Origin of the sequence: Klebsiella sp. Q2 (assembly GCF_009900705.1) — a bacterium.
GTDB classification, from domain to species: Bacteria; Pseudomonadota; Gammaproteobacteria; order Enterobacterales; family Enterobacteriaceae; genus Klebsiella; species Klebsiella quasipneumoniae.
The window spans coordinates 154,177-179,055 of sequence record NZ_JAAABE010000002.1 but is presented as its reverse complement, the minus strand read 5'-3'; the positions used below and the strand labels follow the sequence as shown (position 1 = coordinate 179,055).

The following is a 24,879-nucleotide window of genomic DNA, read 5'->3' as shown; positions in this document are numbered from 1 at the left end:
TGGCTCCCCGGCAGTGCGCCCGCGGAGCGAGAATTCCATATCCTTCACAACTTAAAGACTAAAACTGTCATGAAAAAGACCAAAATTGTTTGCACCATCGGTCCGAAAACCGAATCTGAAGAGATGCTGACCAAAATGCTGGAAGCCGGCATGAACGTGATGCGTCTGAACTTCTCTCACGGTGACTATGCGGAACACGGTCAGCGCATCCAGAACCTGCGCAATGTGATGAGCAAAACCGGTAAGAAAGCCGCTATTCTGCTGGACACCAAAGGACCGGAAATTCGTACCATCAAGCTGGAAGGCGGCAACGACGTCTCCCTGAAAGCGGGCCAGACTTTCACCTTCACCACCGATAAATCCGTTATCGGCAACAGCGAAATCGTAGCGGTAACCTATGAAGGCTTCACCTCTGACCTGAGCGTCGGCAACACCGTTCTGGTAGACGATGGCCTGATCGGCATGGAAGTGACCGCTATCGAAGGCAACAAAGTTATCTGTAAAGTGCTGAACAACGGCGACCTTGGCGAGAACAAAGGCGTGAACCTGCCGGGCGTCTCCATCGCCCTGCCGGCGCTGGCGGAAAAAGACAAACAGGATCTGATCTTCGGTTGCGAACAGGGCGTGGACTTCGTCGCGGCCTCCTTCATCCGTAAGCGTTCCGACGTCGTCGAGATCCGTGAGCACCTGAAAGCCCACGGCGGCGAAAACATCCAGATCATCTCCAAAATCGAAAACCAGGAAGGCCTGAACAACTTCGACGAAATCCTCGAAGCCTCTGACGGCATCATGGTTGCTCGTGGCGACATGGGCGTTGAGATCCCGGTTGAAGAAGTTATCTTCGCGCAGAAAATGATCATCGAAAAATGTATCCGCGCGCGCAAAGTGGTTATCACCGCTACCCAGATGCTGGACTCCATGATCAAGAACCCGCGTCCGACCCGCGCTGAAGCCGGCGATGTGGCCAACGCCATCCTCGACGGCACCGATGCGGTGATGCTGTCCGGCGAATCCGCGAAAGGTAAATACCCGCTGGAAGCGGTCACCATCATGGCGACTATCTGCGAACGTACCGACCGCGTCATGACCAGCCGTCTGGATTTCAACAACGACAACCGTAAACTTCGCATCACCGAAGCGGTGTGCCGCGGCGCGGTAGAAACCGCTGAGAAACTGGAAGCACCGCTGATCGTCGTCGCCACCCAGGGCGGTAAATCCGCACGCGCTGTGCGCAAATACTTCCCGGATGCCACCATCCTGGCGCTGACCACCAACGAAACCACCGCTCGCCAGCTGGTGCTGAGCAAAGGCGTTGTGCCGCAGCTGGTGACAGAGATTGCCTCTACTGATGACTTCTATCACCTGGGCAAAGATCTGGCGCTGAAGAGCGGCCTCGCGCGCAAAGGCGACGTGGTAGTGATGGTCTCTGGCGCATTAGTCCCGAGCGGCACCACTAATACCGCTTCCGTGCACGTGCTGTAATAATTTACAGGTTAATTGGTTTTTTTTAATAAAGCGCCTCTCGGGGCGCTTTTTTTTTATTCATCGGCTAGCTCTTCCTATTAAAAATGCAAATCGGAATTTACTATTTAATAAGAGATTATCTAAGATGAATCCGATGGAAGCGCGCTGTTTTCACTCGCCTTTTTCAGCGATTTTGACCAATTCGATGCTTCTTTGAGCGAACGATCAAAAATAAGTGCGTTCAGGTAAAAAAAATATTCTCATCCCAAAAAAGTTTGTGTAATACTTGTAACGCTACATGGAGATTAACTCAATCTAGAGGGTATTAATAATGAATCGTACTAAACTGGTACTGGGCGCGGTAATCCTGGGTTCTACTCTGCTGGCTGGTTGCTCCAGCAATGCTAAAATCGATCAGCTGTCTTCTGACGTTCAGACTCTGAACGCTAAAGTTGACCAGCTGAGCAACGACGTGAACGCAATGCGTTCCGACGTTCAGGCTGCTAAAGACGACGCAGCTCGCGCTAACCAGCGTCTGGACAACCAGGCTCACTCTTACCGTAAGTAAGAGTTCTGGTAATAAAAATGGCGCACTCAGTGCGCCATTTTTTTTGCCCTCGCGCTGAGGGCTACTGGGTGAGCAGGCCGTTATCAGACGAACTGTTCTGCGCCGACAGCGACGTCGCCGCGCTCCCCGCCCCCGTCGATACCACCACCGGATAGCCCGCCCTTCTCGACATCGCTTTTTTCAACTGCTGGTCATCCACCGCTTTATCCTCTGCGAAGGCGTGAAACGCCGCTGGCAGCGTGTAAGCGATGGTCCGGGTGTTTTCCCCTTCCGTCTGCGACAGCGGCCTGTGGACCTCTACGTAGCGTTTACCATCCGGTTCGACGGCAAACTTCACCGGCTGATTGATGATCCGCACTGGCGTCCCGGTTTTCACCTGACTGAACAGCGCCTTGATGTCATCAGCGTTCATCCGCATACAGCCCGAGCTGACGCGCAGCCCAACGCTGTCCGGGGCGTTAGTCCCGTGGATGAGATAATCGCCGTTACCGTAGGCCAGACGCAGCGCATAGCGACCCAGCGGGTTATTCGGCCCGGCCGGCACCACCGCCGGCAGCGTCACCCCTTTCTCCAGCGAGCGCGCACGGATGCCGGCGGTGGGTGTCCAGGTCGGGTTAGGGATCTTCTGCCCGACGCGGGTGGTCATCTCCGGGGTTTCCAGTCCTAACTGGCCGATGCCCAGGGGATAAACCTGGACCTGATTCTCTCCCGGCGGGAAGTAGTACAGCCGCAGCTCCGCGAGGTTGACGACAATCCCCTCCCGCGGCGCGTCAGGCAGCAGCATCTGCGAAGGGATCAGCACCTGGGTCCCGGGCTTCGGCTGCACCGGCGCAATGGTATCGTTGGCTTCGAGGATCAGCATCGCCGCGGTATCGAAATGGCGGGCAATCGCCTGCAGGTTGCGATCGCTCTCCTGAACCGTCCAGTACTGGTTCTGGCCAATCAGCCGGCTGTTAGCCGGAGGCAGCGGGTAGTCGACGGCCCAGGCGGCCGGGGAGGCGCCAAGGGCGCTGAGAAGGGCTAAGGTGATCATCGTTTTGCGTTTCATACTGAGATTCCTTCTTTCGCTGATAAAACGCCAGGAGACTGAACGGCGGCAGGGTCAGCGCCCTGCCGGACGTAACAGAATGAAATCTACCTGTTTATTCTAGCTAATATTTGCGGCTTTCGCGCGTATCGCGCGGATCATGGCTTCGAGGCCCTGCGAGCGGGAGGGGGTAAGATGCTGGGTGAGAGCCATTTTTTCAAACCACGGGCGGACGTCGAACTCGACGATGTCCTGGGCGGTCATCCGGTCATAAAGGATAAACACCACCGCAATCAGCCCTTTGACAATCGCCGCATCGCTGTCGCCGCGCAGGGTGACAACGCCGGAAGGATCCTGCGCCATCACGATCCATACCTGGCTTTGACAGCCCTGAATAATATTCTGCGGGCTGTGCTCCGCGTCGCTCAGCGGCGCCAGCCGCTGGCCCAGCTCAATGATATAAAGATACTTCTCTTCCCAGTTGGCGCAACGGCTAAAATTGCGCAACAGTTTATCTTTGTCCGGTAATGCCGTCATCGTCACGTCCTTTACCCTAATAGTTTGTGGATCCGCTGGAGGCCGGCCACCAGGCGGTCCACCTCTTCCGTGGTATTGTACATGGCCAGCGACGCCCGACACATGGCCGGTACCTGATAGCGGGCCATCAACGGCATGGCGCAGTGGTGCCCGGTCCGCACGGCGATCCCGTAGTTATCGAGGAAGCTGCCGACGTCATAGGCGTGATGCTGGCCGAGGTTAAAGGCAATCACCCCTTTGCGCTGCGCCGGACCGTAGAGGATCAGGTCCGGCACCGCGCGCAGGGCCTCCAGCGCGTAGCGCATGAGCGTCTGCTCGTATTCGGCGATCTGCGTCAGTCCCAGTTGGCTGACGTAGCTCAGCGCGGCGCCGAGGCCAATGATCCCGCCGGTATTCGGCGTGCCGGCCTCAAAGCGCCACGGCGCCTGGTTCCAGGTGGTGCCCTCCGTCAGGCTGACGGTGGCGATCATCGACCCGCCCCCTTCCCAAGGCGCCATGGTCTGCAGCAGCTCGGCCCGGGCGTAGAGCACGCCGATCCCGGTCGGACCATACAATTTGTGGGCGGAGAAGACATAAAAATCACAACCCAGCGCCTGAACGTCCACCGGGTGGTGCATCACCGCCTGAGCACCGTCCACCAGTACTTTCGCGCCATGCTGATGCGCAAGGGCAATCAGCGCCGACAGCGGGTTTTCGGTGCCCAGCACGTTGGAGACTTCGGTGATCGCCAGCAAGCGGGTACGCTGGTCAAACAGCCCGGGAACCACGTCCAGCTGCAGGGTGCCGTCCGGGTTGAGGGGAATCACCCGCAGCTCAGCCCCCACCCTGGCGCAGAGCATCTGCCACGGTACGATGTTGGCGTGGTGCTCCATCTCGCTGATGATGATGTTATCCCCAGCGCCGACGTTGGCATTTCCCCAGCTGTTGGCCACCAGGTTGATGCCCTCGGTGGTGCCGCGCACGAATACCAGCTCCTCCGCCGATCCGGCGTTAAGGAAAGTGGCCGCCTGCTGGCGCACCGCTTCCATCCGCGCGGTGGCTTCCGCGCTGAGGGTATGGATCCCACGATGCACCGCCGCGTAGCCGTGACGATAGAATTCCGCTTCGGCGCCGATCACCGCCTCCGGTTTCTGGGCGCTGGCGGCGCTGTCAAGATAGACCAGCGGCTGGCCGTTGACCTCCCGGCTCAGCACCGGAAAATCGGCGCGAACCCGTTCTACTGAAAATGTCATGCTGTGCCTCCCGGCAAACGCTCTCCAATTCGCGCCAGCACCTGCTCTCTGAGCGCGTCGCTGCGGATAGCTTCGGTAAGCTCGGCGGCGAAGGCGTAGAGGATCATCTGCTGCGCCGCCTGATGTTCAATTCCGCGCGAGCGCAGATAGAACAGCTGTTCTTCGTCTATGCGCCCGACCGTCGCCCCGTGGCTGCATTTCACGTCATCGGCGTAAATCTCCAGCTGCGGTTTGGTGTCGACTTCCGCCAGCCGCCCGAGCAGCAGATTGTTGTTGGTCATCTGCCCGTCGGTTTTCAGCGCGTGCGGCGCGACGTTGATCAGCCCGTTAAACACCGCCCGGCCCTTATCGCTGACGATGGTTTTGTGCAGCTGGCGGCTGGTGCAGTACCCCACCTGGTGATCCAGCCAGGTGCGGCTGTCGCAGACCTCATTTTTTACCGGCATCGCCAGCGAATTAAGGCGCAGGTCGCTATTTTCGCCGCCCAGACGCGTGCTGGTGTGGTGACGCAGCACCTGGCCGCCGAGCAGGAAACTGCTGCTGAAGGCCGAGGCGTCGCGGCCCAGCTGCAGGTCGTTATGGGCGAAGTGGTAGCTATGCGCGTTCTCGAACGCCAGCTTGATGTGCTGCAGGCGTGCGTTGTCCGCCACCGTCATGGTCAGCCGCCCGCCGGTGAAGTGCGGTTGCTCATCGAAACTGAGGTAATGCTCGACAATCGTCGCCTCCGCCCCGCTCTCCAGCGTCAGATGGTGACGATAGTGGGCGGTATTCAGCGCATCGCCGGCCAGGCCGCGGGTGATATGCATCAGCAGCAGCGGCTTATCCAGGCGACGGTTGCGCGGCACGCGAAGGCGGGTCACCGACTGCGCCAGGCTTTCGGTCAGATGGAGAAACACTTCCGGCTGCAGGGCATCCGGCAGATGCTGGCGCTGGTTATCAACGCTAACCTCCACGCCGCTGGCGGCGAGATCGTCGCTCAGCTCAGGATGATAGCGGCCGTCGATAAACACCAGACGCCAGGCGTCCAGCGGCAGCGCCAGCGCGTCACGCTGTTCGGCGCTGAGCGACGCCCCCTCCTCGGCGACGAAGCGGCCGTTAAGTAGCGCGTCCAGCGGGGTGTATTTCCAGTCCTCCTGCTTGCGCGTCGGCAGCCCCAGGCGCAACAGCTGCTGCAGATGCTGGCTGGCCTCCGGCGTACGCTGGTCGCCCTGCGCTTCAAACAGATGGTGCCACTGCTGCAGCGCGTTACTGCTGTTCGGTAAGCCAGCCATAGCCCTGCTCCTCCAGCTGTTTGACGAGGGTGAAATCCCCCGACTTCACAATCCGCCCCTGATAGAGCACATGGACATAGTCCGGCTTGATATAGTCAAGGATGCGCTGATAGTGGGTGACGATGATGAAGGCGCGTTTGCCGTCGCGCAGCGCGTTCACGCCCTGGGAGACGATTTTCAGAGCATCGATGTCCAGCCCGGAATCCGATTCATCGAGAATGCACAGCTCCGGCTCAAGCACCGCCATCTGCAGAATGTCGTTGCGCTTTTTCTCGCCGCCGGAGAAACCCACGTTCACCGAACGGGTCAGCAGATCTTCCGGCATCTGCAGCAGCTTAATTTTCTCTTCCATCAGGTCCTGGAAATCGAAGCGATCCAGCGGCTCCTGGCCGCGATAGCTCCGTACGGCATTCAGCGCAGTCTGCAGGAAGAACTGGTTGCTGACGCCGGGGATCTCCACCGGATACTGGAAGGCCATAAAGATGCCTTCCCCGGCGCGATCTTCCGGGGCGAGCTCCAGCAGGTTTTTGCCCTTAAATTCGACGCTGCCGCCGGTGACCTCGTAATCTTCGCGCCCGGCCAGAGTGGCCGAAAGCGTACTTTTCCCCGAGCCGTTTGGCCCCATAATGGCGTGGACCTCCCCCGGACGCACCTCAAGGTTCAGCCCGCGCAGGATCGCTTTATCTTCGACGGCGACATGTAAATCTTGAATACTTAACATCTTTTTTCCTTAATTATCAGCCGACGCTATGCTCAAGGCTAATGGCCAGCAATTTTTGCGCCTCTACGGCGAACTCCAGCGGCAGTTCGGAGAAGACGTCTTTACAGAAGCCGTTGACGATCATCGAGATGGCATCGTCTTCGCTGATCCCGCGCTGCAGGCAGTAGAACAGCTGGTCCTCACCGATCCGCGAGGTGGTCGCTTCGTGTTCCAGCTGAGCGCTGTTGTTGCGACATTCGACATAGGGGAAGGTATGCGCCCCACAGTCCGGGCCGATCAGCATTGAATCGCACTGGGTATAGTTGCGGGCATTCGTGGCGGTCGGCATGATTTTGACCAGCCCGCGATAGCTATTCTGGCTGTGTCCGGCGGAGATCCCTTTCGAGATGATGGTCGAGCGGGTGTTCTTGCCGATATGGATCATTTTCGTGCCGGTGTCCGCCTGCTGATGGCCGCTGGTCAGCGCCACCGAAAAGAATTCGCCGATCGAGTTATCGCCGCGCAGGATGCAGCTGGGGTATTTCCAGGTGATGGCCGAGCCGGTTTCCGACTGGGTCCATGACATTTTGCTGTTCTCCCCTTCGCACAGAGCGCGCTTGGTGACAAAGTTGAGGATCCCTCCGGTGTTGTTGTCCCCCGGGAACCAGTTCTGCACCGTGGAGTATTTCACTTCCGCGTCTTTATGGATGATGACCTCCACCACCGCGGCGTGCAGTTGATAGCTGTCGCGCACTGGCGCCGAGCAGCCCTCGATGTAGCTGACGTAGCTGCCTTCATCGGCCACCAGAATGGTACGTTCAAACTGGCCGGTCTTTTCGGCGTTGATGCGGAAATAGGTCGATAGCTCCATCGGACAGCGGACGCCCTTCGGCACATAGATAAAGGTGCCATCCGAAGCCACCGCGGCGTTCAGCGCGGCAAAGAAGTTGTCATTGCCCGGCACCACGGTACCCAGATACTTTTTCACCAGTTCCGGATGATCGTGGATCGCCTCGCCGAAAGAGCAGAAGATGATCCCCTGCTCCGCCAGCTTTTCACGGTAGGTGGTCGCCACCGACACCGAGTCGAATATCGCGTCCACCGCCACCTCGCGCCCTTCGCGCACCGGTACGCCCAGCTGGTTAAAGGCTTCTTCCACCTCGCTGGTCAGGAAGGTGTTGGCCCCGGTCTGCTGCACCGCGCCGGGCTCGGAGGCGCAGGTCTCATCGCAGTTGCCGCAGGAGGGGGCGGAATAGTAGCTGTAATCCTGATAATTCAGCTTATCGTAATGCGCCTTCAGCCAGTGCGGCTCTTCCATCTCCAGCCACGCCCGGTAGGCATTGAGCCGGAACTCCAGCATCCACTGCGGCTCATTGCGGCGGGCGGAGATGGCGCGAACCACTTCTTCATTAATGCCTTTGGCCAGCTCATCGGTCTGCAGGCGAGTGAAAAAGCCCTCTTTATAATTGAGCGGGCCGCCGGTCCAGGTTTTGACATCGTCTGTTGCTTCAGTATTACGCGACATAGTTACTCCGCCTGCACCCCAAAACTTTCGCCGCAGCCGCATTCGTGCTGCGCTTTCGGGTTATGAAATTTAAAGATTTCATTTAATCCTTCCCGGACGTAATCCAGCTCCGTACCGTCAATGAACGGCATCGCCTGCAGCGGCGCGTACAGCTTCGCCCCTTCAGATTCAAAGAGCAGTTCGTCGGGCGCCGGCTCGGCAATCATTTCGAGCACATAGCCAAAACCGGCGCAGCCGCTGGTTTTAATACCCAGCCGTAGCCCCTTTTTATCCGGTTGCTTGCGCATCAGATCGCGAATATGCGCGGCAGCGGCCGGCGTCATGGTCAGTCCCTGCCAGCTGAAATCGGCGGGATTAAAGGTTCCTGCTTGTACTTCCATCGATAGACCTCCAGGTTGGCGCCATCAAGGCATACCGCCATGTTAGTGATAATGATTATCACTTCAACCCTTCTCCAGCAGGGGTATTGCCCCAATTAGCGCTTTTTATAAGCATAGACCCTTGCCCGGGGATTATCAGGGTGCGCAAGTTGGACCTAATCATATGATTTATAATATTTAATTCTGATATCGTTCTATCACCGCACGCAATGGCAAAGATGTATCGAAAATACCGATTTATGCGATAGCAGCAGACCACCTTCCTGATTAACCTTGTCGTAGAAACCAAAAAAGTGACGGCGTCACTAAGCAGCCATGCGCGCTGAACAGGCGCTGGCCTGCGGAATGAGAAAGCGTAAGCAGAAAGCGTCAAGGCGCAACGCTTTCGGCAGGGGGGTCGCGGCCTGGCGGGGGACGTGGCCGCGATCGGGGGGAGATAAACCGCGATAAAGCGGGTAGCCAGGAAGGCTATCGGTTGGCTAAGTTCCTTTTCTCACCAGGCGGGCGGCCTGGACAAAAACTTCATCCTCCACCCCATCCCCCTTCTGTCTGCCCAGCCGCACCAGCTCATCCACGATACTCCCCTGATTAATCTGCTTTTGGGTCGCCACTAAGCTAATGACCGCCGCGCCGATAGCCATGCCAATCAATGCCGTTTGTTCATCTTTATCTTTCATGGTGTCGCTCCGTCTGTCCTCCTCAGAAAGGCTAGCAAAAGATAGCATCTGCTCAATTTCAAAATCACCTTCTTTACACCTCCCGGAAAACGCAGGCGCCGAGCTGACCACGCTTCCTTGCTATGGCGATAGCGCAAAACGCTGTAGCACCACATCGGGTCTTTTATTTGGCCCGAATTCACGCTTTGCGGAAATAAATAAAAATAACGCGCGTGCCCAAGGCAAAAAAAAGAAATAACCATTTAAGCGACAAATCCAGTTTATTCCATTAGGGAATGGCTTGGATGCTAATATTTCATTTCCCCACCGCCTTTTAGAAGCCTATAGTTTTTTTGCCTGCAGAACATCCACTTAGGTTAAAAGACATAAGGATATAATCATGATTGTTTCAGCCCCCAGCGATTATCGCGAAGCCGCTCGTCGCCGTCTGCCACGTTTCCTTTTTGACTATATTGACGGTGGCGCGGTGGCAGAAAATACCATGAACGCTAATGCCGCCGAGCTCGCCTCGGTAGCCCTTCGCCAGCGCGTGCTGTGCGGAGCGGGTGAGCCGACGCTGGCCACCACCATCCTTGATGCCCCATGGGCGATGCCCGTGGCGCTGGGGCCGGTCGGGGCCACTGGAATGTACGCCCGCCGCGGCGAAGTCCAGGCGGCCCGCGCCGCCTCCCGCGCCGGGATCCCTTACACTCTGTCCACCGTGTCGGTCTGCTCCATTGAGGAGGTGGCGAGCCACGCCAGCGGCGCGCTCTGGTCCCAGCTGTACGTACTGAAAGATCGCGGCTATATGCGTAATGCCCTGGAACGCGCCTGGGCTGCCGGCATGAAAACCCTGGTATTCACTGTCGATATGCCGATCCCCGGCTCACGGTATCGCGATAACCGTTCAGGAATGTCCGGGCCGCACGCCACCTTGCGACAGTATCTTCAGGCCTGCACCCACCCGCGCTGGGCAATGAACGTCGGCCTGGCGGGCAGACCCCTGTCGTTCGGTAACATCGAAGCCTATACCGGCCACAAAATGACCATGGATGACTATATGGGGTTCATCAGCAACAACTTCGACCCGTCCATCGCCTGGCACGATCTGGAGTGGATCCGCGACAGCTGGCCAGGAAAGCTGATCATTAAAGGGATCCTCGATGCCGACGATGCGCGCAATGCCGTGCGGCTGGGCGCCGATGGCATTGTGGTCTCCAATCACGGCGGCAGACAGCTCGATGGCGCCATCCCCACCGCCCGGGCGCTGCCGCGGGTGGCGGATGCGGTCGGCGACGATCTGACGGTCCTTGCCGACTCCGGAGTGCGCTCCGGCGTGGACGTTATTCGCCTGCTGGCCCTCGGCGCGAAGGGAGTCCTGCTTGGTCGGGCCTATATTTATGCCCTCGCCGCCGCGGGCGAAGCGGGCGTGGCGCATCTGCTGCGCTTATTTGCCGAGGATATGAAGGTCACCATGACCCTCACCGGCGCCACCTCGCCCTCTGCCATTAGCCTCGATTGCCTCGACCGGCTGGAAAAAGATCAACAGCGCAGCCGTGCGGTCCCGGTATCCTTATCTGCCTGACGCAGCCCGGGGCCGGGCCTGACCGCGTGTCCTGGCCCGGTCCGGCAAGGGGGAATTACCCCTGAGGATCCAGCGCCGGACGTTGCGCTGCGTCAGCCGGTCGCTCAGGGCGGATGCGGAACCAGATCGCATACATGGCCGGCAGGAAGATAAGGGTCATGATGGTTCCCCCCAGCGTCCCGCCAATCAGCGTATAGGCGAGCGTCCCCCAGAAAACCGAATGCGTCAGCGGAATGAACGCCAGGATCGCCGCCAGCGCGGTCAGCAGAACCGGACGGGCTCGCTGCACCGTCGCCTCCACCACCGCGTGGAACGGATCGAGCCCCGCCTGCTGGTTATGGTGGATTTGACCAATCAGGATCAGCGTATTTCGCATCAGGATCCCTGACAGGGCGATCAGGCCCACAAGGGCATTGATGCCAAACGGCTGATTGAACAGCAGCAGCGTCGGCACCACGCCAATCAGCCCCAGCGGCGCGGTCAGGAAAACCATGACCATCGCCGACAGGGAACGTACCTGCAGGATAATGATCAGCAGCGTGAGGGCGATCATGATCGGAAATAACGGCACCATTGCCCGGGTGGCTTTGCCTGACTCCTCGATCGACCCCGCCGTCTCGATGCGATACCCAGGCGGCAGGGAGTCGATAATGGGCTGCAGCGGCTTCATCAGCGCGCTGGAGACATCCGGCGGCTGCAGGTTATCCGCGACATCTCCCCGGACGGTAATGGTCGGCGTGCGGTCGCGACGACGGAGCAGGGGTTCTTCCATCCTGACGTCGACTTCACCGATCTGCGACAAAGGAACCCGCTGCCCGCCGCTGCCTACGAGAGTGAAGTCGGCGATTTTCGCCGGGTCCAGACGGATATCGCCCGCCGCGCGGCCGATGACCTGCACCGCGCGAATATCCTCCCGGACGGTGGTAATGGGGATCCCTGACAGCAGGAACTGCAGCTGCTGGGCGACGGCCTGGGAGCTGAGCCCACTCGCCTGCAGCCGGTCCTGATTGAGGCTGAAATGCATCACCGGTACCCGCGATCCCCAGTCGCTATTGACGGTGCGCATCAGCGGACTGGCCTGCAGCACCGCTTTCACCCGATCGGCGATGTCGCGCAGGGTGTGCGGATCGGGCCCCATCACCCGCCAGGCGACTGGATAAGGCGAATAAGGGCCAAAGACCAACTGCGTGACGCGCACCCGCGCCTGCGGCGCAAGGCCATTGGCCACCGCCTCCCGCAGCCGCAGCTTAAGCGCCTCGCGCGAGGCCGGACCGTCGGTCAATACCACCAGCTTGGCAAATGAGGGATCGGGCAATTCCGGAGCCATCGCCAGGTAAAAGCGCGGCGCGCCCTGGCCGATATAGCTGGTGACAATCTTCGCCTCCGGCTGCTGCTGCAGCCAGCGCTCAATTTTCGCCGTCGCGGCGCTGGTCTGGATAATCGACGACCCGTAAGGCATCTGCACCTCAACCAGCACTTCCGGGCGGTCGGAGGTGGGGAAAAACTGCTTTTTCACCACGCTCATTCCCAGTAACGCCACCATAAACAGCACCACCACCCCGGCGGCCACGCGCCATTTGCCGGCGATAACCCGGGTCAGCAGCCGGCGGAAGCGCTGATAGCGCGGGGTGTCATACAGCGCGGCGTGGCCTGCCGCCGCGGACTTCCTCTCCGGTAACAGGTGTACGCCCAGCCAGGGGGTAAAAATCACCGCCACGATCCAGGAGGCAATCAGCGCGATACCGACGATCCAGAACACGTTGCTGGCATACTCCCCGGCGGTGGATTGCGCAAACCCGTTAGGCATAAAACCCACGGCCGTCACCAGGGTGCCGGCCAGCATGGGCGCCGCGGTGTGGCTCCAGGCATAGGCGGAGGCTTTGAGGCGGTCATACCCCTCCTCCATTTTGACCACCATCATTTCAATGGCGATAATGGCATCATCCACCAGCAGCCCCAGGGCGAGGATCAGCGAGCCGAGGGTGATGCGGTCAAAGTTTTTACCGGTGGCGGCCATCACCACGAACACCACGGCCAGGGTGAGCGGCACCGCCGCCGCGACCACCACCCCCACGCGCCAGCCCATGCTGACAAAGCACACCGCCATCACCACCAACAGAGCGACAAAAAATTTGATCATGAACTCATCGACCGCCGCGCTGATATTCACCGACTGATCGGTCACTTTGGCCAACGACATGCCGAGCGGCAGGCTCTGATTGATGCTGTCCGTTTCGGCGTCCAGCGCTTTCCCCAGCGCCAGACCATTCCAGCCCTCGCGCATCACCACCCCCAGCAGCAGCGCCGGTTCGCCCTGATTGCGGATCAGGAAGGTAGCAGGATCTTCATACCCCCGCTCAACCGTGGCGACATCGGCGAGTTTCAGCGTTCTGCCCCCGGCAATAATCGGCGTGTCGCGGATCTGCTGCAGGCGGTCGAACGCCCCGTCGAGGCGGATAAAGATCTGCCCGCCACGGGTCTCAATGGCCCCGGCGGCGGTCAGCACATTCTGATTGTTCAGCGCGGCAAAAATCGCCTCCGGCGAGAGCCCCAGGGTGGCGAGACGGTCATGAGAAAAGGAGAGATAAATGCGCTCCGCCTGTTCGCCGAGAATATTCACTTTTTTTACCCCAGGTACATGCAGCAGCTGCTGACGCAGGGCTTCGGCGTCACGCACCAGCTGCCGCGGCGGCTCTCCCCGCGCTTTCAGGGCAAAGAGGGCAAAGGTGACATCGGCGAATTCGTCATTCATCATCGGGCCGGAGACGCCGGCAGGCAGGTTTTTCGCCTCATCCCCGAGCTTTTTGCGCGCCTGATAAAACTGCTCCGGCACCTCGGAAGGCGGCGTCTGATCCTGCAGCGATAAGGTGATTAACGCCATCCCGGGACGGGTATAGGTCTCGGTGCGATCGTACCACTTCAGCTCCTGGAGCCGTTTTTCCAGCGGCTCGGCGACCTGATCCTGCATCTCCTGCGCGGTGGCGCCCGGCCAGACGGTGATGACCGTCATTTGCTTGACCGTGAAGGGCGGATCTTCCGCCCGCCCGAGCCCGAAGAAGGCCACCAGCCCGGCGACCGAGATAAGGATAATTAAAAACAGGGTTACCGACCGCTCGCGGACGGCCAGCGCGGAGAGATTAAAACGCCCGCCGCTCATGGCTGACTCCCGTCGGCATCATGCTCGCGTCGTTCCGCCAGCCGCACCGTCTCGCCCTGGTGCAGAAGATGGGCGCCCAGGGCGACGATGGGCTCCCCGGGCTTCAGCGGGCCGGTCACCCGCGCCGTTTCATCATTCAGGCCGATCACCGTCACCGGTTGCCAGGAGACGGTGGCCGGGCGCGATGCAATGCGCCAGACGCCAGGGCCGTTGCCCGGATCGTAGACCGACGCCAGGGGCACCTCCAGCACCTCGCCTGGCCCCTGGTCGCTGCTGATACGCAGGGTCACGGTTGACCCCAGCGGCGCATTCGCCAGCGCGCCGTTCAGCACATAGCGCGCTTCAAAGGTGCGGGTGGCGGCGTCAGCCGCGTCCGAAAGCAGCCGCAGGGTCGCGGTGACCGGCTGAGATTCGCTGCCATAGCGTGTCGCCAGCGCCTCGCTGCCGACCGCTGGGCGCAGCGTCTCCGGAAGCTGCACCCGCGCTTCGCGCTGCCCTGCCCGCGCCAGGCGGATCACCACCTGCCCGGCGCTGACCACCTGTCCCGGCTCGGCGAGCGTTTCCACCACCACGCCGTCGGCATCCGCCAGCAGTCCGGCATAGTCGGTGGCGTTTTGCGCCACGTTTGCCTGCGCCTGGGCCGCGCTGAGATCGGCTCTCGCCGCCTCTGCCGTCGCGTTGATCTGGTCGAACTCCGCCGCCGAGACGGCGCCGCTGGCCACCAGGCCGCGATAGCGGGCCAGATCGTTGGCCGCTTTTTTGGCTCGCGCCCGCGCGGCGTCGACCGCCCGCTGTTGGGACTGCGCCTGCAAGGTTAGATCAGCCGGATCCAGGCGCAGCAGCAGTTGACCGCGCCGGACGCTCTGCCCGGTCTCAACCAGCCGGGCAAGGATTTTTCCCGATACCCGGAAGCCGAGATCGCTTTGGGTACGAGCGACCACCACGCCGGTAAAGGCCCGCGAGCTGGCCTCCGCGCGCTCGACGGTCGCCACCCTCACCAGCGGCGGCCGGGTGCGGGGATCGTCATGATCGGCAGGTTCGCCGCAGCCCGCGAGGGCCAGCGGCAGGAGGCAGACGGCAAGATGGACGGCGTTGGGCCTGAGCATGGGTCACCTTAATGAAAAGACCGGTTGGTGACTGCATTCTCAGACTAGTGACCAATAAAGTCAATGGTCACAAATCAGGGGGAGAGACTTCTCAGGATCAGGGAGGCAAGCAGCACCGCCGCGGTGGGCGCGGTGTCGAGATTGTATTGCAGCTGCACCGGGTTGATGAAAGGACACATCACCATATAGACCGCCAGGGTCGCCTCATCCAGCGGGGTTTTGCGCTCGAACTCACCCGCCTGGCGGCCTTCGACCAGGATTTGACCAATCAGCTGCTGCAGATGACCGGCATACTGCTCCGTTGAGGGCCATTTATCGCGCGCCGCGACGGCGGCGATATCGTACAGTTTGCGATCCTCGAAAAACAGTTCACTGCCGGCCTCGGTCAGCGCCCGGAACAGGCGGCGCAGCTTCTCGCTGGCGGAGGGTGCATCGGCGATGGCCTCGCTGACGGCCACCATGATCTTCTCCAGCCGGCTGGCGCAGATTGCCTCGCCAATCGCCTGCTTGGAGTCAAAAAACTTGTAGATATAGGCTTTGGAAAAGCCTATTGCTTTGGCGAGATCGGTGACCGTGGTCTTTTCATAGCCATAGCGACTGAAGTGCGCCATGGCCGCGTCAAGAATCTGGTCCCGAACGCTGTGGTCAACGGGGCCACGGCTTGCTGGGGTGGGGGTATTTTTCGTCATCCATTTAGCTTAATGCGATCGCTATCGTTTGACAACGAGTGACGTTATTATGATTTGGTCACAATAACGCCCCACCCTGCTCACCTCTCTCGCCGCGTTATGCCTCACGCGCCTCATGGTTAATCGCGCCGGCGGGCAGACAGCCCAGGCCTTGCAGCGTCAGATGTACGGCGCGATCGAGCGGGGTATGCGGCTCCGCGCCTAAAAAAGCCACCAGCTTATCGTTGCGCAGGCGTACCGGTAGACGCCAGAGATAGTGCATCTCGACCATTTCGCGCAGGGTGGCGTTGAAGGGCGCCGCCAGCTTCACCAGCCACCAGGGAAATGACTTCACTACCACCCTGCCGCCATAGAGGGCGACCACCCGCTGGATCGCCTGGCTCATTTCGCTGCCGTCCGGGTCCCAGTGACCCTGCATATGAAAGCGGGCAAACGGCTCAAGCTCATGCCTGCGGGCCAGCAGCGCGGCGATGGTGGCGGCAACGTCGGGCAGCCATGCCCACTGATGCCCCACGCCGATCGCCCCTGGTAGGCTGATAGTCCGGGGAAGCTGACCTGGCTTGACCAGCCCCTGGGAAAACCAGTTATTTCCGGCGCGCGGACCAAAATAATCGCCCGCCCGGACAATCAACGCCCTGCCGCCGCGCTGTACGTAATCCTCCAGCGCCTGCTCCATTTCCACCCGAATGGCGCCTTTGCGGGTCACCGGCCGTTGCGCGGCCGCTTCAGCAATCAGCGGAAAGGCATCCGATCCATAGTTGTAAACCGTGCCGGGCAGGACAACTAACGCCCGCTGCTGGGCGGCGGCCTGCAGGGTGTTGCGCAGCATAGGTAGTACCTGCTGCCGCCAGTGCCGGTAGCCCGGCGGATTGACCGCATGGACGATCACGTCGCAACCGGCAGCCGCCGCCGCCACCTGCCCGGCATCCAGCGCGTCCCCGGCAATCCACTGCATGCCCTCTTCGGGCGCACGAAGCTGGGCGCCGCGCTTCAGCGCCCGAACCTGCCAGTTGTCCGCCGCCAGCCGACGCGCCACTTCCCCGCCTATGCCCCCGCTTGCTCCCAAAATCAGGACTTTGCCGCTGCTGTTCATCGTCTTTCCCCGTTCGCTAATGGATGCTTGACAGCCTACCTGCGGCTCATATCAAATGAAATTGCATACCATCATCGAGCGGCTATACATTTTTGTATGAATACCTCTATTCCCTGGGAGTGGTACCGAACCTTTCTCGCCGTCCTGCAGGAAGGCTCTTTATCGGGCGCATCGCGCACCCTGAACATCACTCAGCCGACGGCGGGTCGCCATATCGCCGGCCTGGAGGCCGCCCTCGGCCAGGCCTTATTTACCCGCTCGCAAACCGGCCTGCTGGCGACCGACGCGGCGCTGGCGCTGCAGGCGCACGCCGAGACAATGGCCAACACCGCCCGGGCGCTGGAACGCACGGCGGCTAACTTTAGTCGCGACAGCACCGATCTGCGTGGCGTGGTGCGGGTGGCCGCCAGCGAGGTGGTCGGCGCCGAGGTGCTGCCGCCGCTGATTGCCCGGCTCAGGCAAGCGTGCCCGAGTATCGTCATCGAACTGATGCTCTCCAATCGATTTCAGGATCTGCTTCACCGGGAGGCGGATATCGCGGTGCGGATGGTCGCTCCGCAGCAGGAGCAGCTTATCGCGCGGCGTCTCGGCAGGATCGAGCTTGGGCTGCATGCTACCGATGCCTATCTGACCCGCCAGGGTCGGCCCGCTACGCCTGAGGAGCTTGACGGCCACGCGCTGATTGGTTTCGACAGCGCCACGCCCCTCGTTCGCCGGGCTCTTGCGCGCTATCCCCGTTTTCAGCGCGAGGCCTTCGCAATGCGCACCGATAGCGACCTCGCCCAGCTGAACCTGATCCGCGCCGGGGCAGGGATCGGCATCTGCCAGGCGCCCCTCGCCGACGGCATTATTCCCCTGCAGCGAGTGCTGGCGGCCGACTTTTCTCTGTATCTCGATACCTGGCTGGTGATGCATGAGGACCTGCGCCATAGCCCCGCCTGTAAGCGGGTATTTAATTTCCTCGCCGAGGGGTTGCAGACGTATATTCGCGGCCCTCTGGCGCGCTGACCCACCCGCCTCGCGGGTAATCCCTTCCCTGCTGAAATAGTCACTCATTGACACTGTAAATACGGCATTGTATAAAACCCCGCCCCAATAATGAGTTTCATTTGCATTACTCCCATTTACTGGTCATTTACTCGCCTGTTTACAAGGATAGCGTTTAATGAAGAAGGTCCTCTGCGCGTTAGGCTTGATGTTCACCGCCGTCAGTTCCGGGCTGGCAACAACCTACCCCCTGACGATTGAAAACTGTGGCTATCAGGAGACCTTTACCCGGCCGCCGGAGCGCGTGGTCGCGCTGGGGCAAAATACGGTCGAAATCCTGCTGCTGCTTGGGCTGCAAAAGCAGGTGGTGGCCAGCGCCTTCTGGCCGACTACGGTATTACCGCAGCTGGCTGAGCAAAACGCGAAGATTAAAACCCTGACGGTGGAAATCCCGAGTCTGGAATCCGTGCTGGCGCAAAATCCCGATTTCGTTCCCGCCCAGTTGCCGCTGCTGCTGGGGCCGGAAAGCAAAGTCGCCAGGCGTGAAGATCTTGCCACCGTTGGCGTGAACAGCTACGTGTCGCCGGGGATGTGCGCCACCAAAAAGGCTACCGGCGATATGTACGGCAGCCGGCAGAAGCTGTGGGACATGACCTGGCTGTATCAGGAAATTAGCGATTTCGCCCGCATTTTCAACGTCGAAGATCGTGGCCAGGCGCTGATCGCCGATTTCAAAAAACGTGAAGCCGACCTGCGTCAGGAGTTCGGTAAAAGCAAAAAAGATCTCTCCTTCGTCTTCTGGTTCTCCAGCGCCTCGCCATCGGCCGATGCCTATGTCGGCGGTAAAAACAGCGCCTCCGGCTTTATCGCCAACGTGCTGGGCGGTCATAATGCGATAACCTCCGAGACCGAGTGGCCCACGGTGAGCTGGGAGAGCATCATTGCCGCCAACCCGGATGTGATCGTGGTCTCGAGCCTGGATCGTAACCGCTGGGCGCTGGATAAGGCCGAGGAGAAGATTAAATTCCTCAAAAGCGATCCCGCCGTCAGCCAGCTGGAGGCGGTGAAAAAAGGCCATATCGTGGTGATGGACGGCCAGGCGATGAATCCGACCATCCGCACCCTTTACGGCGCGGAGCAGGTGGGCGAACAGCTGAGAAAAATGGGGCTTAACTGATGAGCGCCGCCGTACTGCAGACGCGCCGCAGCATGCTGCTCACCGGCTGGTGTGTCGTCGCCGTGTGCGTGCTGGCGCTGGTGATTGCGGTGGGCGTCAGCGTCGGCGAACTGCCCATCCCGCTGCAGAACGTCTTTTACGCTATCAGCAATAAAACCGGCTTAACCGCGGTGCCTCTCAATCGTATCTCCGAGAGCGTTATCTGGGATTTCCGCCTCAGCCGCGCGCTGGTCGCCGCCTGCTGCGGCGCCGGCCTCGCTATCTGCGGCGCCGTGCTGCAAAGCCTGCTCAAGAACGCCCTCGCGGAACCTTACGTCCTCGGCGTCTCCGCCGGGGCCTCCACCGGCGCGGTATCGATTGTGGTGCTGGGCCTTGGCGCCGGGGCGATCTCCCTCTCCGTCGGGGCGTTTGCCGGAGCCTTCGCCGCCTTCGCCTTTGTTGCCTTTCTGACCAACGGCGCGCGCGGCGGCAATGAGCGCACCATTCTGGCGGGCGTCGCCGCCTCGCAGTTATTTAACGCCCTCACGGCCTACACCATCAGCACCTCCGCCAGCGCGCAGCAGGCGCGCGATGTGATGTTCTGGCTGCTGGGCAGCTTCAGCGGCGTCCGCTGGCCCGAATTCCAGCTGGTTCTGGTGGTGGTCCTCGCGGGCCTGGCGGTCTGCCTGTGGTATGCCCGGGCACTGGACGCGTTCACCTTCGGCGACGATGCCGCCGCTTCGCTGGGCATTGCCGTGCCGCGCGTGCGCCTGATCCTCTTCACCACCGCGGCGGTGATCACTGCCACCATCGTCAGCATGGCCGGCTCGATCGGCTTTGTCGGCCTGGTGGTGCCGCACGTGATGCGCTTCTTCTTTGGCCCGCTGCACCGGACGTTGCTGATCGCCAGCGCGCTGGCGGGGGCGATCCTGATGGTGCTGGCGGACATTGCCTCGCGCCTGCTGATTGCCCCGCAGAGTCTGCCGGTCGGAGTGGTGACCGCCCTGGTTGGGGTGCCTTTCTTTGCCGTGATTATCTACCGCTCAAGGAATAAGTGATGAGTATTTGCGCTGAAAATATCACCTGGAAGGCAGGCAAAAAGGTCATCGTCAATAATGTCTCGCTGCGGGTGTCGCGCGGCGAAACGGTGGGTCTGCTGGGCCCCAACGGCTGCGGCAAATCCTCGCTGCTGCGGGTTCTGGCGGGCCTGCGCCGCCCGGATGCGGGTCGCGTCACCCTCGACGGCCACGACATCGCCCGGATGGCGAAAAAGCAGCTCGCCCGCCGGGTGGCGTTCGTCGAGCAACACGGCATGACCGAGGCCAATATGCGGGTGCGCGACGTCGTGCGGCTGGGACGTATTCCGCACCACTCGCCGTTCTCCAACTGGAGCGCTCAGGATGACGAGGCGGTCACCGCCGCGCTGCAGCGGGTGGCGATGCTGGAGAAAAGCGACCAGGGGTGGCTGAGCCTCTCCGGCGGCGAGCGGCAGCGGGTGCATATCGCCCGCGCGCTGGCGCAGAACCCGAGTGAGATCCTGCTGGATGAACCTACCAACCATCTGGATATTCACCATCAGATGCAGCTGATGCAGTTGATCAGCGAGCTGCCGGTGACCAGCATTGTGGCCATTCACGATCTTAACCATGCCGCGATGTTCTGCGATTCGCTGATCGTGATGCAGCAGGGGCAGATCCTCGCCAACGGGACGCCGGAGGAGATTTTGTCCGAAGCGCTGCTGTGGGACGTTTTCCGGGTGAAAACCAAAATCGAGATCTCCCCGTACCACGGTAAAAAGCACATTCATTTCATCGTTTAGGTTGGGCGAGTATGCCTCTCTTCCCCCTGCGCCCTGCCGCGACCCTCTGGCCTCCCGTTTTACTGGGAAGCCAGTTCGTTTTTAATATTGGCTTTTATGCGGTCGTCCCTTTCCTTGCCCTCTTCCTGCGCGACGAGATGCTGCTTTCCGGCGGGCTTATCGGCCTGATCCTCGGGCTGCGCACCTTCTCTCAGCAGGGTATGTTTATCATCGGCGGGACGCTGGCCGACCGCTACGGCGCTAAGGCGATCATCCTCGCCGGCTGCGTGGTTCGCGTCGCCGGCTATCTGCTGCTGGCGTGCGGCACAACGCTGGAGCCGATTATCCTCGGCGCCTGCCTGACGGGCGTCGGCGGGGCGCTGTTCTCCCCGTCGATCGAGGCCCTGCTGGCGCGGACCGGTACCCACAGCCAGGCCAACGGAAAACGCAGCCGCGCCGAGTGGTTTGCGCTGTTTGCGGTGTGCGGTGAGCTGGGGGCGGTTATCGGCCCGGTGGCCGGAGGGTTACTGAGCGGGATCGGCTTTCGGCATATCGCCCTCGCCGGTGCGGGGCTATTTCTTCTGGCGCTGCTGGTGCTCTTTTTCTGTCTGCCCACCGACGGGCAGCGGACACAAACGCGCAGCCGGGTTCCGTGGTGGACCCCTTTGCGCCAGCCGCGCTTTGTCGCGTTTATTCTCGCCTACAGTTCATGGCTGTTGAGCTACAACCAGCTGTACCTCGCCCTGCCGGTGGAGATCCAACGCGCAGGCGGCCGTGAGCAGGATCTGGCGCCGCTTTTTATGCTGGCCTCGCTGTTGATTATCACCCTGCAGCTTCCTCTCGCCCGCTTCGCACGACGTATTGGCGCCGTGCGCATCCTGCCGGTGGGCTTTCTGCTACTGTCGGCTTCCTTCGTCAGCGTGGCGTTATTCGCCGCCTCGCCGCCCGCCGCCGGCTGGCTGCGATTATTGCCGTCGGCCTGCTTTGTCACGCTGCTCACCCTCGGCCAGATACTGCTGGTGCCCTCAGCCAAGGATCTCATCCCGCTGTTTGCCGAGGAGTCGACGCTGGGCGCCCACTACGGGGCGCTTGCCACTGCGGGTGGGTGCGCGGTGTTAGCCGGGAATTTTCTGCTCGGCCATTTGCTTGACCAGGCGCTCACCCCCTCGCCGCAGGCGGTCTATCCCTGGCTTCTGCTGGCGCTGTTTCCGTTGTGCAGTGCCGTGGCCCTGCGGGCGATCTGCCGCCCGCTGGCGGCAACCTGACGCTGAGCGGGTAACGGCCCGCTCAGGAGGTTAACCGGGAGAAGCGCACGAAAGCCAGTCCGCCTTATTTTACCGCCAGCTCGCGGCGAACGATCTCGGCACCGGCGCTTAAGGCGTGCAGTTTGCCGGTCGCGACCTGGCGCGGCAGCGGCGCCATACCGCAGTTGGTGGAGGGGTAGAGCTTGTCGGCATCGACGAACGCCAGCGCCTTGCGCAGGGTAGCAGCCACCTCTTCCGGAGTTTCAATCGCATGGCTGGCGACATCGATCGCCCCGACCATCACCTTTTTACCGCGGATCAACTCCAGCAGATCCATCGGCACCCGCGAGTTGTGGCACTCGAGAGAGATAATATCGAGGGACGATTTCTGCAGCTGCGGGAAGGCCTCCTCATACTGACGCCACTCTGAGCCCAGCGTTTTTTTCCAGTCGGTATTGGCCTTGATGCCGTAGCCGTAGCAGATATGCACCGCCGTCTCGCACTTCAGCCCTTCAGTGGCTCGTTCCAGCGCGGCGATCCCCCAGTCGTTCACCTCATCGAAGAAGACGTTGAAGGCCGGCTCATCGAACTGAATAATATCGACCCCGGCGGCCTCTAACTCTTTCGCTTCCTGATTGAGGATTTTGGCGAACTCCCAGGCCAGCTTTTCCCGACTTTTATAGTGATTGTCATACAGCGTATCGATCATGGTCATTGGGCCCGGCAGCGCCCATTTAATCGGCTGACTGGTGAGCTGACGCAGATAGCGCGCGTCCTCAACGAAGACCGGTTTCTGGCGCTCTACGGCGCCCACCACGGTTGGAACACTGGCCTCATAGCGGTTACGAATTTTCACGATCTCGCGTTTGGCAAAATCAACGCCGCTGAGGTGTTCAATAAAGGTGGTGACAAAGTGCTGCCGCGTTTGCTCGCCGTCGCTGACAATATCGATCCCGGCCCGCAGCTGGTCGTCGAGGGACAAACGCAGGGCGTCGCGCTTGCCGGCCAGTAATTCTTCGCTGGACAGTTTCCAGGGCGACCACAGGGTCTCTGGCTGCGCCAGCCAGGAAGGTTTCGGTAAACTGCCAGCGGTGGAGGTCGGAAGCCATGTTTTCATAATAAGTAGCCTTTTATATTGGTTTAGCAACGCGCGAAGTTAGCAGACCATTGCTCAAGCAACGTCTTGTGCGGGTCGATAAAATGTTGTTGTGTAAATTTACCCTGCTCTATCGCCAACAGGCTGCGCTCTTCCCGGTCATACACAATTTTGGTGACGGAATGATCCAGGTGATTGAGATTGGGCTGATAGTATTGCCCCGCCGCGGAATTCGCGTTGTAAATCTCCGGACGATATATTTTTTGAAACGTCTCCATCGTGCTGATGGTCGCGATCAGCTCCAGGCTGGTGTAATCGCTGAGCAGATCGCCGGAAAAATAGAAGGCCAACGGCGCGACGCTGTGTTTCGGCATAAAATAGCGCACCTGCAGCCCCATTTTGCTGAAATAGCGCTCGGTCAGCGAGACGCCTTCCTGGGCATATTCAATGCCGAGAACCGGATGTTCGTTACCGGTGCGACGATAAACATCTTTGCTGGATACGCTCAGACAAATCACCGGCGCCTTGCTGAAACTGGTCTTATAGGCGCTGGATTGCACGAAATCCTTAAAGATATTGCCGTGCAGCTCGCCAAAGTTTTCGGGCACGCTGAAGCGGCTCTGGTCTTTATTATGCTCCAGCAGCAGCACGCTAAAATCATAATCCCGTACCCAGGAAGAGAAGTTATTGCCGACGATACCGGCATGGCGCTCACCGGTTTTTTTATCGACAATATGCGTTTGCAGGATCTCTATCACCGGAAAACTGGCGGCATCAGCAATATTCATCTCGACAGAAATAATATCCAGTTCCACCGCATAGCGATCGTTGTAGGGATTATCCCAGTGCGCCAGGGTATTAAACCGGTTATTCATCATGATTAACGTATTGCGCAGATTGTCCTGACGGCTCTCCCCTCTCGCCAAATTGGCAAAATTGGTGGTAATACGCGTATTTTCCGCAGGGTTATAATTTTCATCAAACCGGCTGCGCTTAATCGTATAGGTAAATTCGTTATTCATGGCGATTGTCCATCCTGGTGTCGGGCATAAAGCGGAATAAGCGGAGTACTCTCCACTGGCGACGCAGAGTCAGACCTGGCGCGCTTCAACCGGTAAATGTTGTTGATTCGTTAATGGGTCTATTTTTGCCAGAGTCGGTGATGGAGGGAAAGCGACTTAAATTCATTGCAACATGAGCTATCCTCATGTTGCTCCGCTAAGCGCAAGGTGCGGTTCGGGGTATCATCATGACGCCATGGTCAGGCGCGGCAGTTCAGGCAACGCCAGGCTAATAATCGTTTGTCCAGGGAATGCATGCAGGGTACAATCTTTAACCACTATAATACGTGCTGTGACCTGGCCGCCGTACCCGTTTGCTGGAGCTTTTGTCGTAAAGAATGATTGTTGATATCAGTATTATGTCGATGTGCATGGCCGTGCTGCTGATTATGAGCGTGCTGCTGAATTAAGAGGCTCCCGAACACAATGACACCCGCTCTCATCTGACCTTCACATTCGCGAGGAATAAAGGAGATTCAGAGGATTCGCGCCGCACGGCATTGTCCCGCCTGCCGCCGCCCTCTACTCTTTATGCACTTGCTTATCG

At 60.1% G+C, this 24,879-nt stretch carries 22 protein-coding genes and 1 pseudogene; 9 read left to right on the top strand and 14 right to left on the bottom strand.

The features are described 5' to 3' along the window. The first annotated feature begins 69 nt into the window (after positions 1 to 69). A complete protein-coding gene (pykF, locus tag GT756_RS08550; protein ID WP_004203076.1) occupies positions 70 to 1,482 on the top strand; it encodes a pyruvate kinase PykF in 1,413 nt (470 codons plus the stop codon). Positions 1,483 to 1,795: 313 nt separating this feature from the next. After that, positions 1,796 to 2,032 (top strand): major outer membrane lipoprotein, encoded by a 237-nt coding sequence (locus tag GT756_RS08545; protein WP_002908860.1) that lies wholly within the window; start codon positions 1,796 to 1,798, stop codon positions 2,030 to 2,032. A 61-nt stretch (positions 2,033 to 2,093) separates the two neighbouring features. Here the strand turns inward: GT756_RS08545 and GT756_RS08540 are convergent, their stop codons facing one another. The 8 genes from GT756_RS08540 to GT756_RS08505 form a co-directional block, all read right to left on the bottom strand. Further along, positions 2,094 to 3,080 (bottom strand): L,D-transpeptidase family protein, encoded by a 987-nt coding sequence (locus GT756_RS08540; protein ID WP_160124705.1) that lies wholly within the window; start codon positions 3,078 to 3,080, stop codon positions 2,094 to 2,096. Between the two features lie 99 nt (positions 3,081 to 3,179). Beyond that, positions 3,180 to 3,596, bottom strand: a complete 417-nt coding sequence (gene sufE, locus GT756_RS08535) for a cysteine desulfuration protein SufE (protein ID WP_004203081.1) — start codon at positions 3,594 to 3,596, stop codon at positions 3,180 to 3,182. A gap of 11 nt (positions 3,597 to 3,607) precedes the next feature. After that, the gene (sufS, locus tag GT756_RS08530; RefSeq protein ID WP_032456245.1) at positions 3,608 to 4,828 is read right to left on the bottom strand and encodes a cysteine desulfurase SufS; all 1,221 of its coding nucleotides are present in this window, start codon (positions 4,826 to 4,828) and stop codon (positions 3,608 to 3,610) included. Further along, the gene (gene sufD / locus GT756_RS08525; protein WP_017900848.1) at positions 4,825 to 6,099 is read right to left on the bottom strand and encodes a Fe-S cluster assembly protein SufD; all 1,275 of its coding nucleotides are present in this window, start codon (positions 6,097 to 6,099) and stop codon (positions 4,825 to 4,827) included. The genes sufS and sufD overlap by 4 nt, the downstream gene beginning before the upstream one ends. After that, on the bottom strand, positions 6,074 to 6,820 hold the full coding sequence (gene sufC, locus GT756_RS08520) for a Fe-S cluster assembly ATPase SufC (RefSeq protein ID WP_004203085.1): 747 nt from the start codon (positions 6,818 to 6,820) through the stop codon (positions 6,074 to 6,076). Before sufC ends, sufD begins: the two co-directional genes overlap by 26 nt. A gap of 16 nt (positions 6,821 to 6,836) precedes the next feature. After that, complete coding sequence (gene sufB / locus GT756_RS08515; protein WP_002908877.1) at positions 6,837 to 8,324, bottom strand: Fe-S cluster assembly protein SufB; 1,488 nt, start codon at positions 8,322 to 8,324, stop codon at positions 6,837 to 6,839. A gap of 2 nt (positions 8,325 to 8,326) precedes the next feature. After that, positions 8,327 to 8,704, bottom strand: a complete 378-nt coding sequence (gene sufA / locus GT756_RS08510) for a Fe-S cluster assembly scaffold SufA (RefSeq protein WP_160124704.1) — start codon at positions 8,702 to 8,704, stop codon at positions 8,327 to 8,329. 479 nt (positions 8,705 to 9,183) lie between these two features. Further along, positions 9,184 to 9,381, bottom strand: a complete 198-nt coding sequence (locus tag GT756_RS08505) for a hypothetical protein (protein ID WP_004203090.1) — start codon at positions 9,379 to 9,381, stop codon at positions 9,184 to 9,186. Between GT756_RS08505 and GT756_RS25830 the strand changes: the two are divergent. After that, positions 9,380 to 9,472, top strand: a pseudogene (locus tag GT756_RS25830) (hypothetical protein); the annotation flags it as partial. The gene GT756_RS08505 and the pseudogene GT756_RS25830 overlap by 2 nt on opposite strands. Positions 9,473 to 9,760: 288 nt before the next feature. Beyond that, positions 9,761 to 10,945 (top strand): FMN-dependent L-lactate dehydrogenase LldD, encoded by a 1,185-nt coding sequence (gene lldD, locus GT756_RS08500; RefSeq protein ID WP_017900850.1) that lies wholly within the window; start codon positions 9,761 to 9,763, stop codon positions 10,943 to 10,945. Positions 10,946 to 11,000: 55 nt separating this feature from the next. Here the strand turns inward: lldD and GT756_RS08495 are convergent, their stop codons facing one another. The 4 genes from GT756_RS08495 to GT756_RS08480 form a co-directional block, all read right to left on the bottom strand. After that, positions 11,001 to 14,102, bottom strand: coding sequence for an efflux RND transporter permease subunit (locus GT756_RS08495; protein ID WP_017900851.1), 3,102 nt, complete (start codon positions 14,100 to 14,102; stop codon positions 11,001 to 11,003). After that, the gene (locus GT756_RS08490) at positions 14,099 to 15,208 is read right to left on the bottom strand and encodes an efflux RND transporter periplasmic adaptor subunit (protein ID WP_004203094.1); all 1,110 of its coding nucleotides are present in this window, start codon (positions 15,206 to 15,208) and stop codon (positions 14,099 to 14,101) included. Before GT756_RS08490 ends, GT756_RS08495 begins: the two co-directional genes overlap by 4 nt. Before the next feature lie 74 nt (positions 15,209 to 15,282). Beyond that, positions 15,283 to 15,897: a TetR/AcrR family transcriptional regulator gene (locus GT756_RS08485; protein ID WP_004203096.1), complete on the bottom strand. Its 615-nt coding sequence runs from the start codon at positions 15,895 to 15,897 to the stop codon at positions 15,283 to 15,285. A 97-nt stretch (positions 15,898 to 15,994) separates the two neighbouring features. After that, a complete protein-coding gene (locus tag GT756_RS08480; protein ID WP_064794723.1) occupies positions 15,995 to 16,990 on the bottom strand; it encodes an NAD-dependent epimerase/dehydratase family protein in 996 nt (331 codons plus the stop codon). Between the two features lie 96 nt (positions 16,991 to 17,086). Between GT756_RS08480 and GT756_RS08475 the strand changes: the two genes are divergently transcribed. The 5 genes from GT756_RS08475 (at position 17,087) to GT756_RS08455 (ending at position 22,196) form a co-directional block, all read left to right on the top strand. Further along, complete coding sequence (locus GT756_RS08475; protein WP_032456255.1) at positions 17,087 to 17,998, top strand: LysR family transcriptional regulator; 912 nt, start codon at positions 17,087 to 17,089, stop codon at positions 17,996 to 17,998. A gap of 157 nt (positions 17,999 to 18,155) precedes the next feature. Further along, entirely contained in the window at positions 18,156 to 19,154 is a 999-nt protein-coding gene (locus tag GT756_RS08470) for an ABC transporter substrate-binding protein (RefSeq protein ID WP_004203100.1), read from the top strand. Beyond that, the gene (locus GT756_RS08465; protein WP_032456256.1) at positions 19,154 to 20,191 is read left to right on the top strand and encodes an iron ABC transporter permease; all 1,038 of its coding nucleotides are present in this window, start codon (positions 19,154 to 19,156) and stop codon (positions 20,189 to 20,191) included. Before GT756_RS08470 ends, GT756_RS08465 begins: the two co-directional genes overlap by 1 nt. Next, complete coding sequence (locus tag GT756_RS08460) at positions 20,191 to 20,952, top strand: ABC transporter ATP-binding protein (protein WP_004203103.1); 762 nt, start codon at positions 20,191 to 20,193, stop codon at positions 20,950 to 20,952. The genes GT756_RS08465 and GT756_RS08460 overlap by 1 nt, the downstream gene beginning before the upstream one ends. Positions 20,953 to 20,963: 11 nt before the next feature. Continuing rightward, entirely contained in the window at positions 20,964 to 22,196 is a 1,233-nt protein-coding gene (locus tag GT756_RS08455) for an MFS transporter (RefSeq protein ID WP_160124703.1), read from the top strand. Positions 22,197 to 22,260: 64 nt separating this feature from the next. Here the strand turns inward: GT756_RS08455 and GT756_RS08450 are convergent, their stop codons facing one another. Further along, entirely contained in the window at positions 22,261 to 23,292 is a 1,032-nt protein-coding gene (locus GT756_RS08450; protein WP_004203106.1) for a methionine synthase, read from the bottom strand. 23 nt (positions 23,293 to 23,315) lie between these two features. Further along, the gene (locus GT756_RS08445) at positions 23,316 to 24,293 is read right to left on the bottom strand and encodes a DUF1852 domain-containing protein (protein WP_004203107.1); all 978 of its coding nucleotides are present in this window, start codon (positions 24,291 to 24,293) and stop codon (positions 23,316 to 23,318) included. Between the last annotated feature and the right edge of the window lie 586 nt (positions 24,294 to 24,879).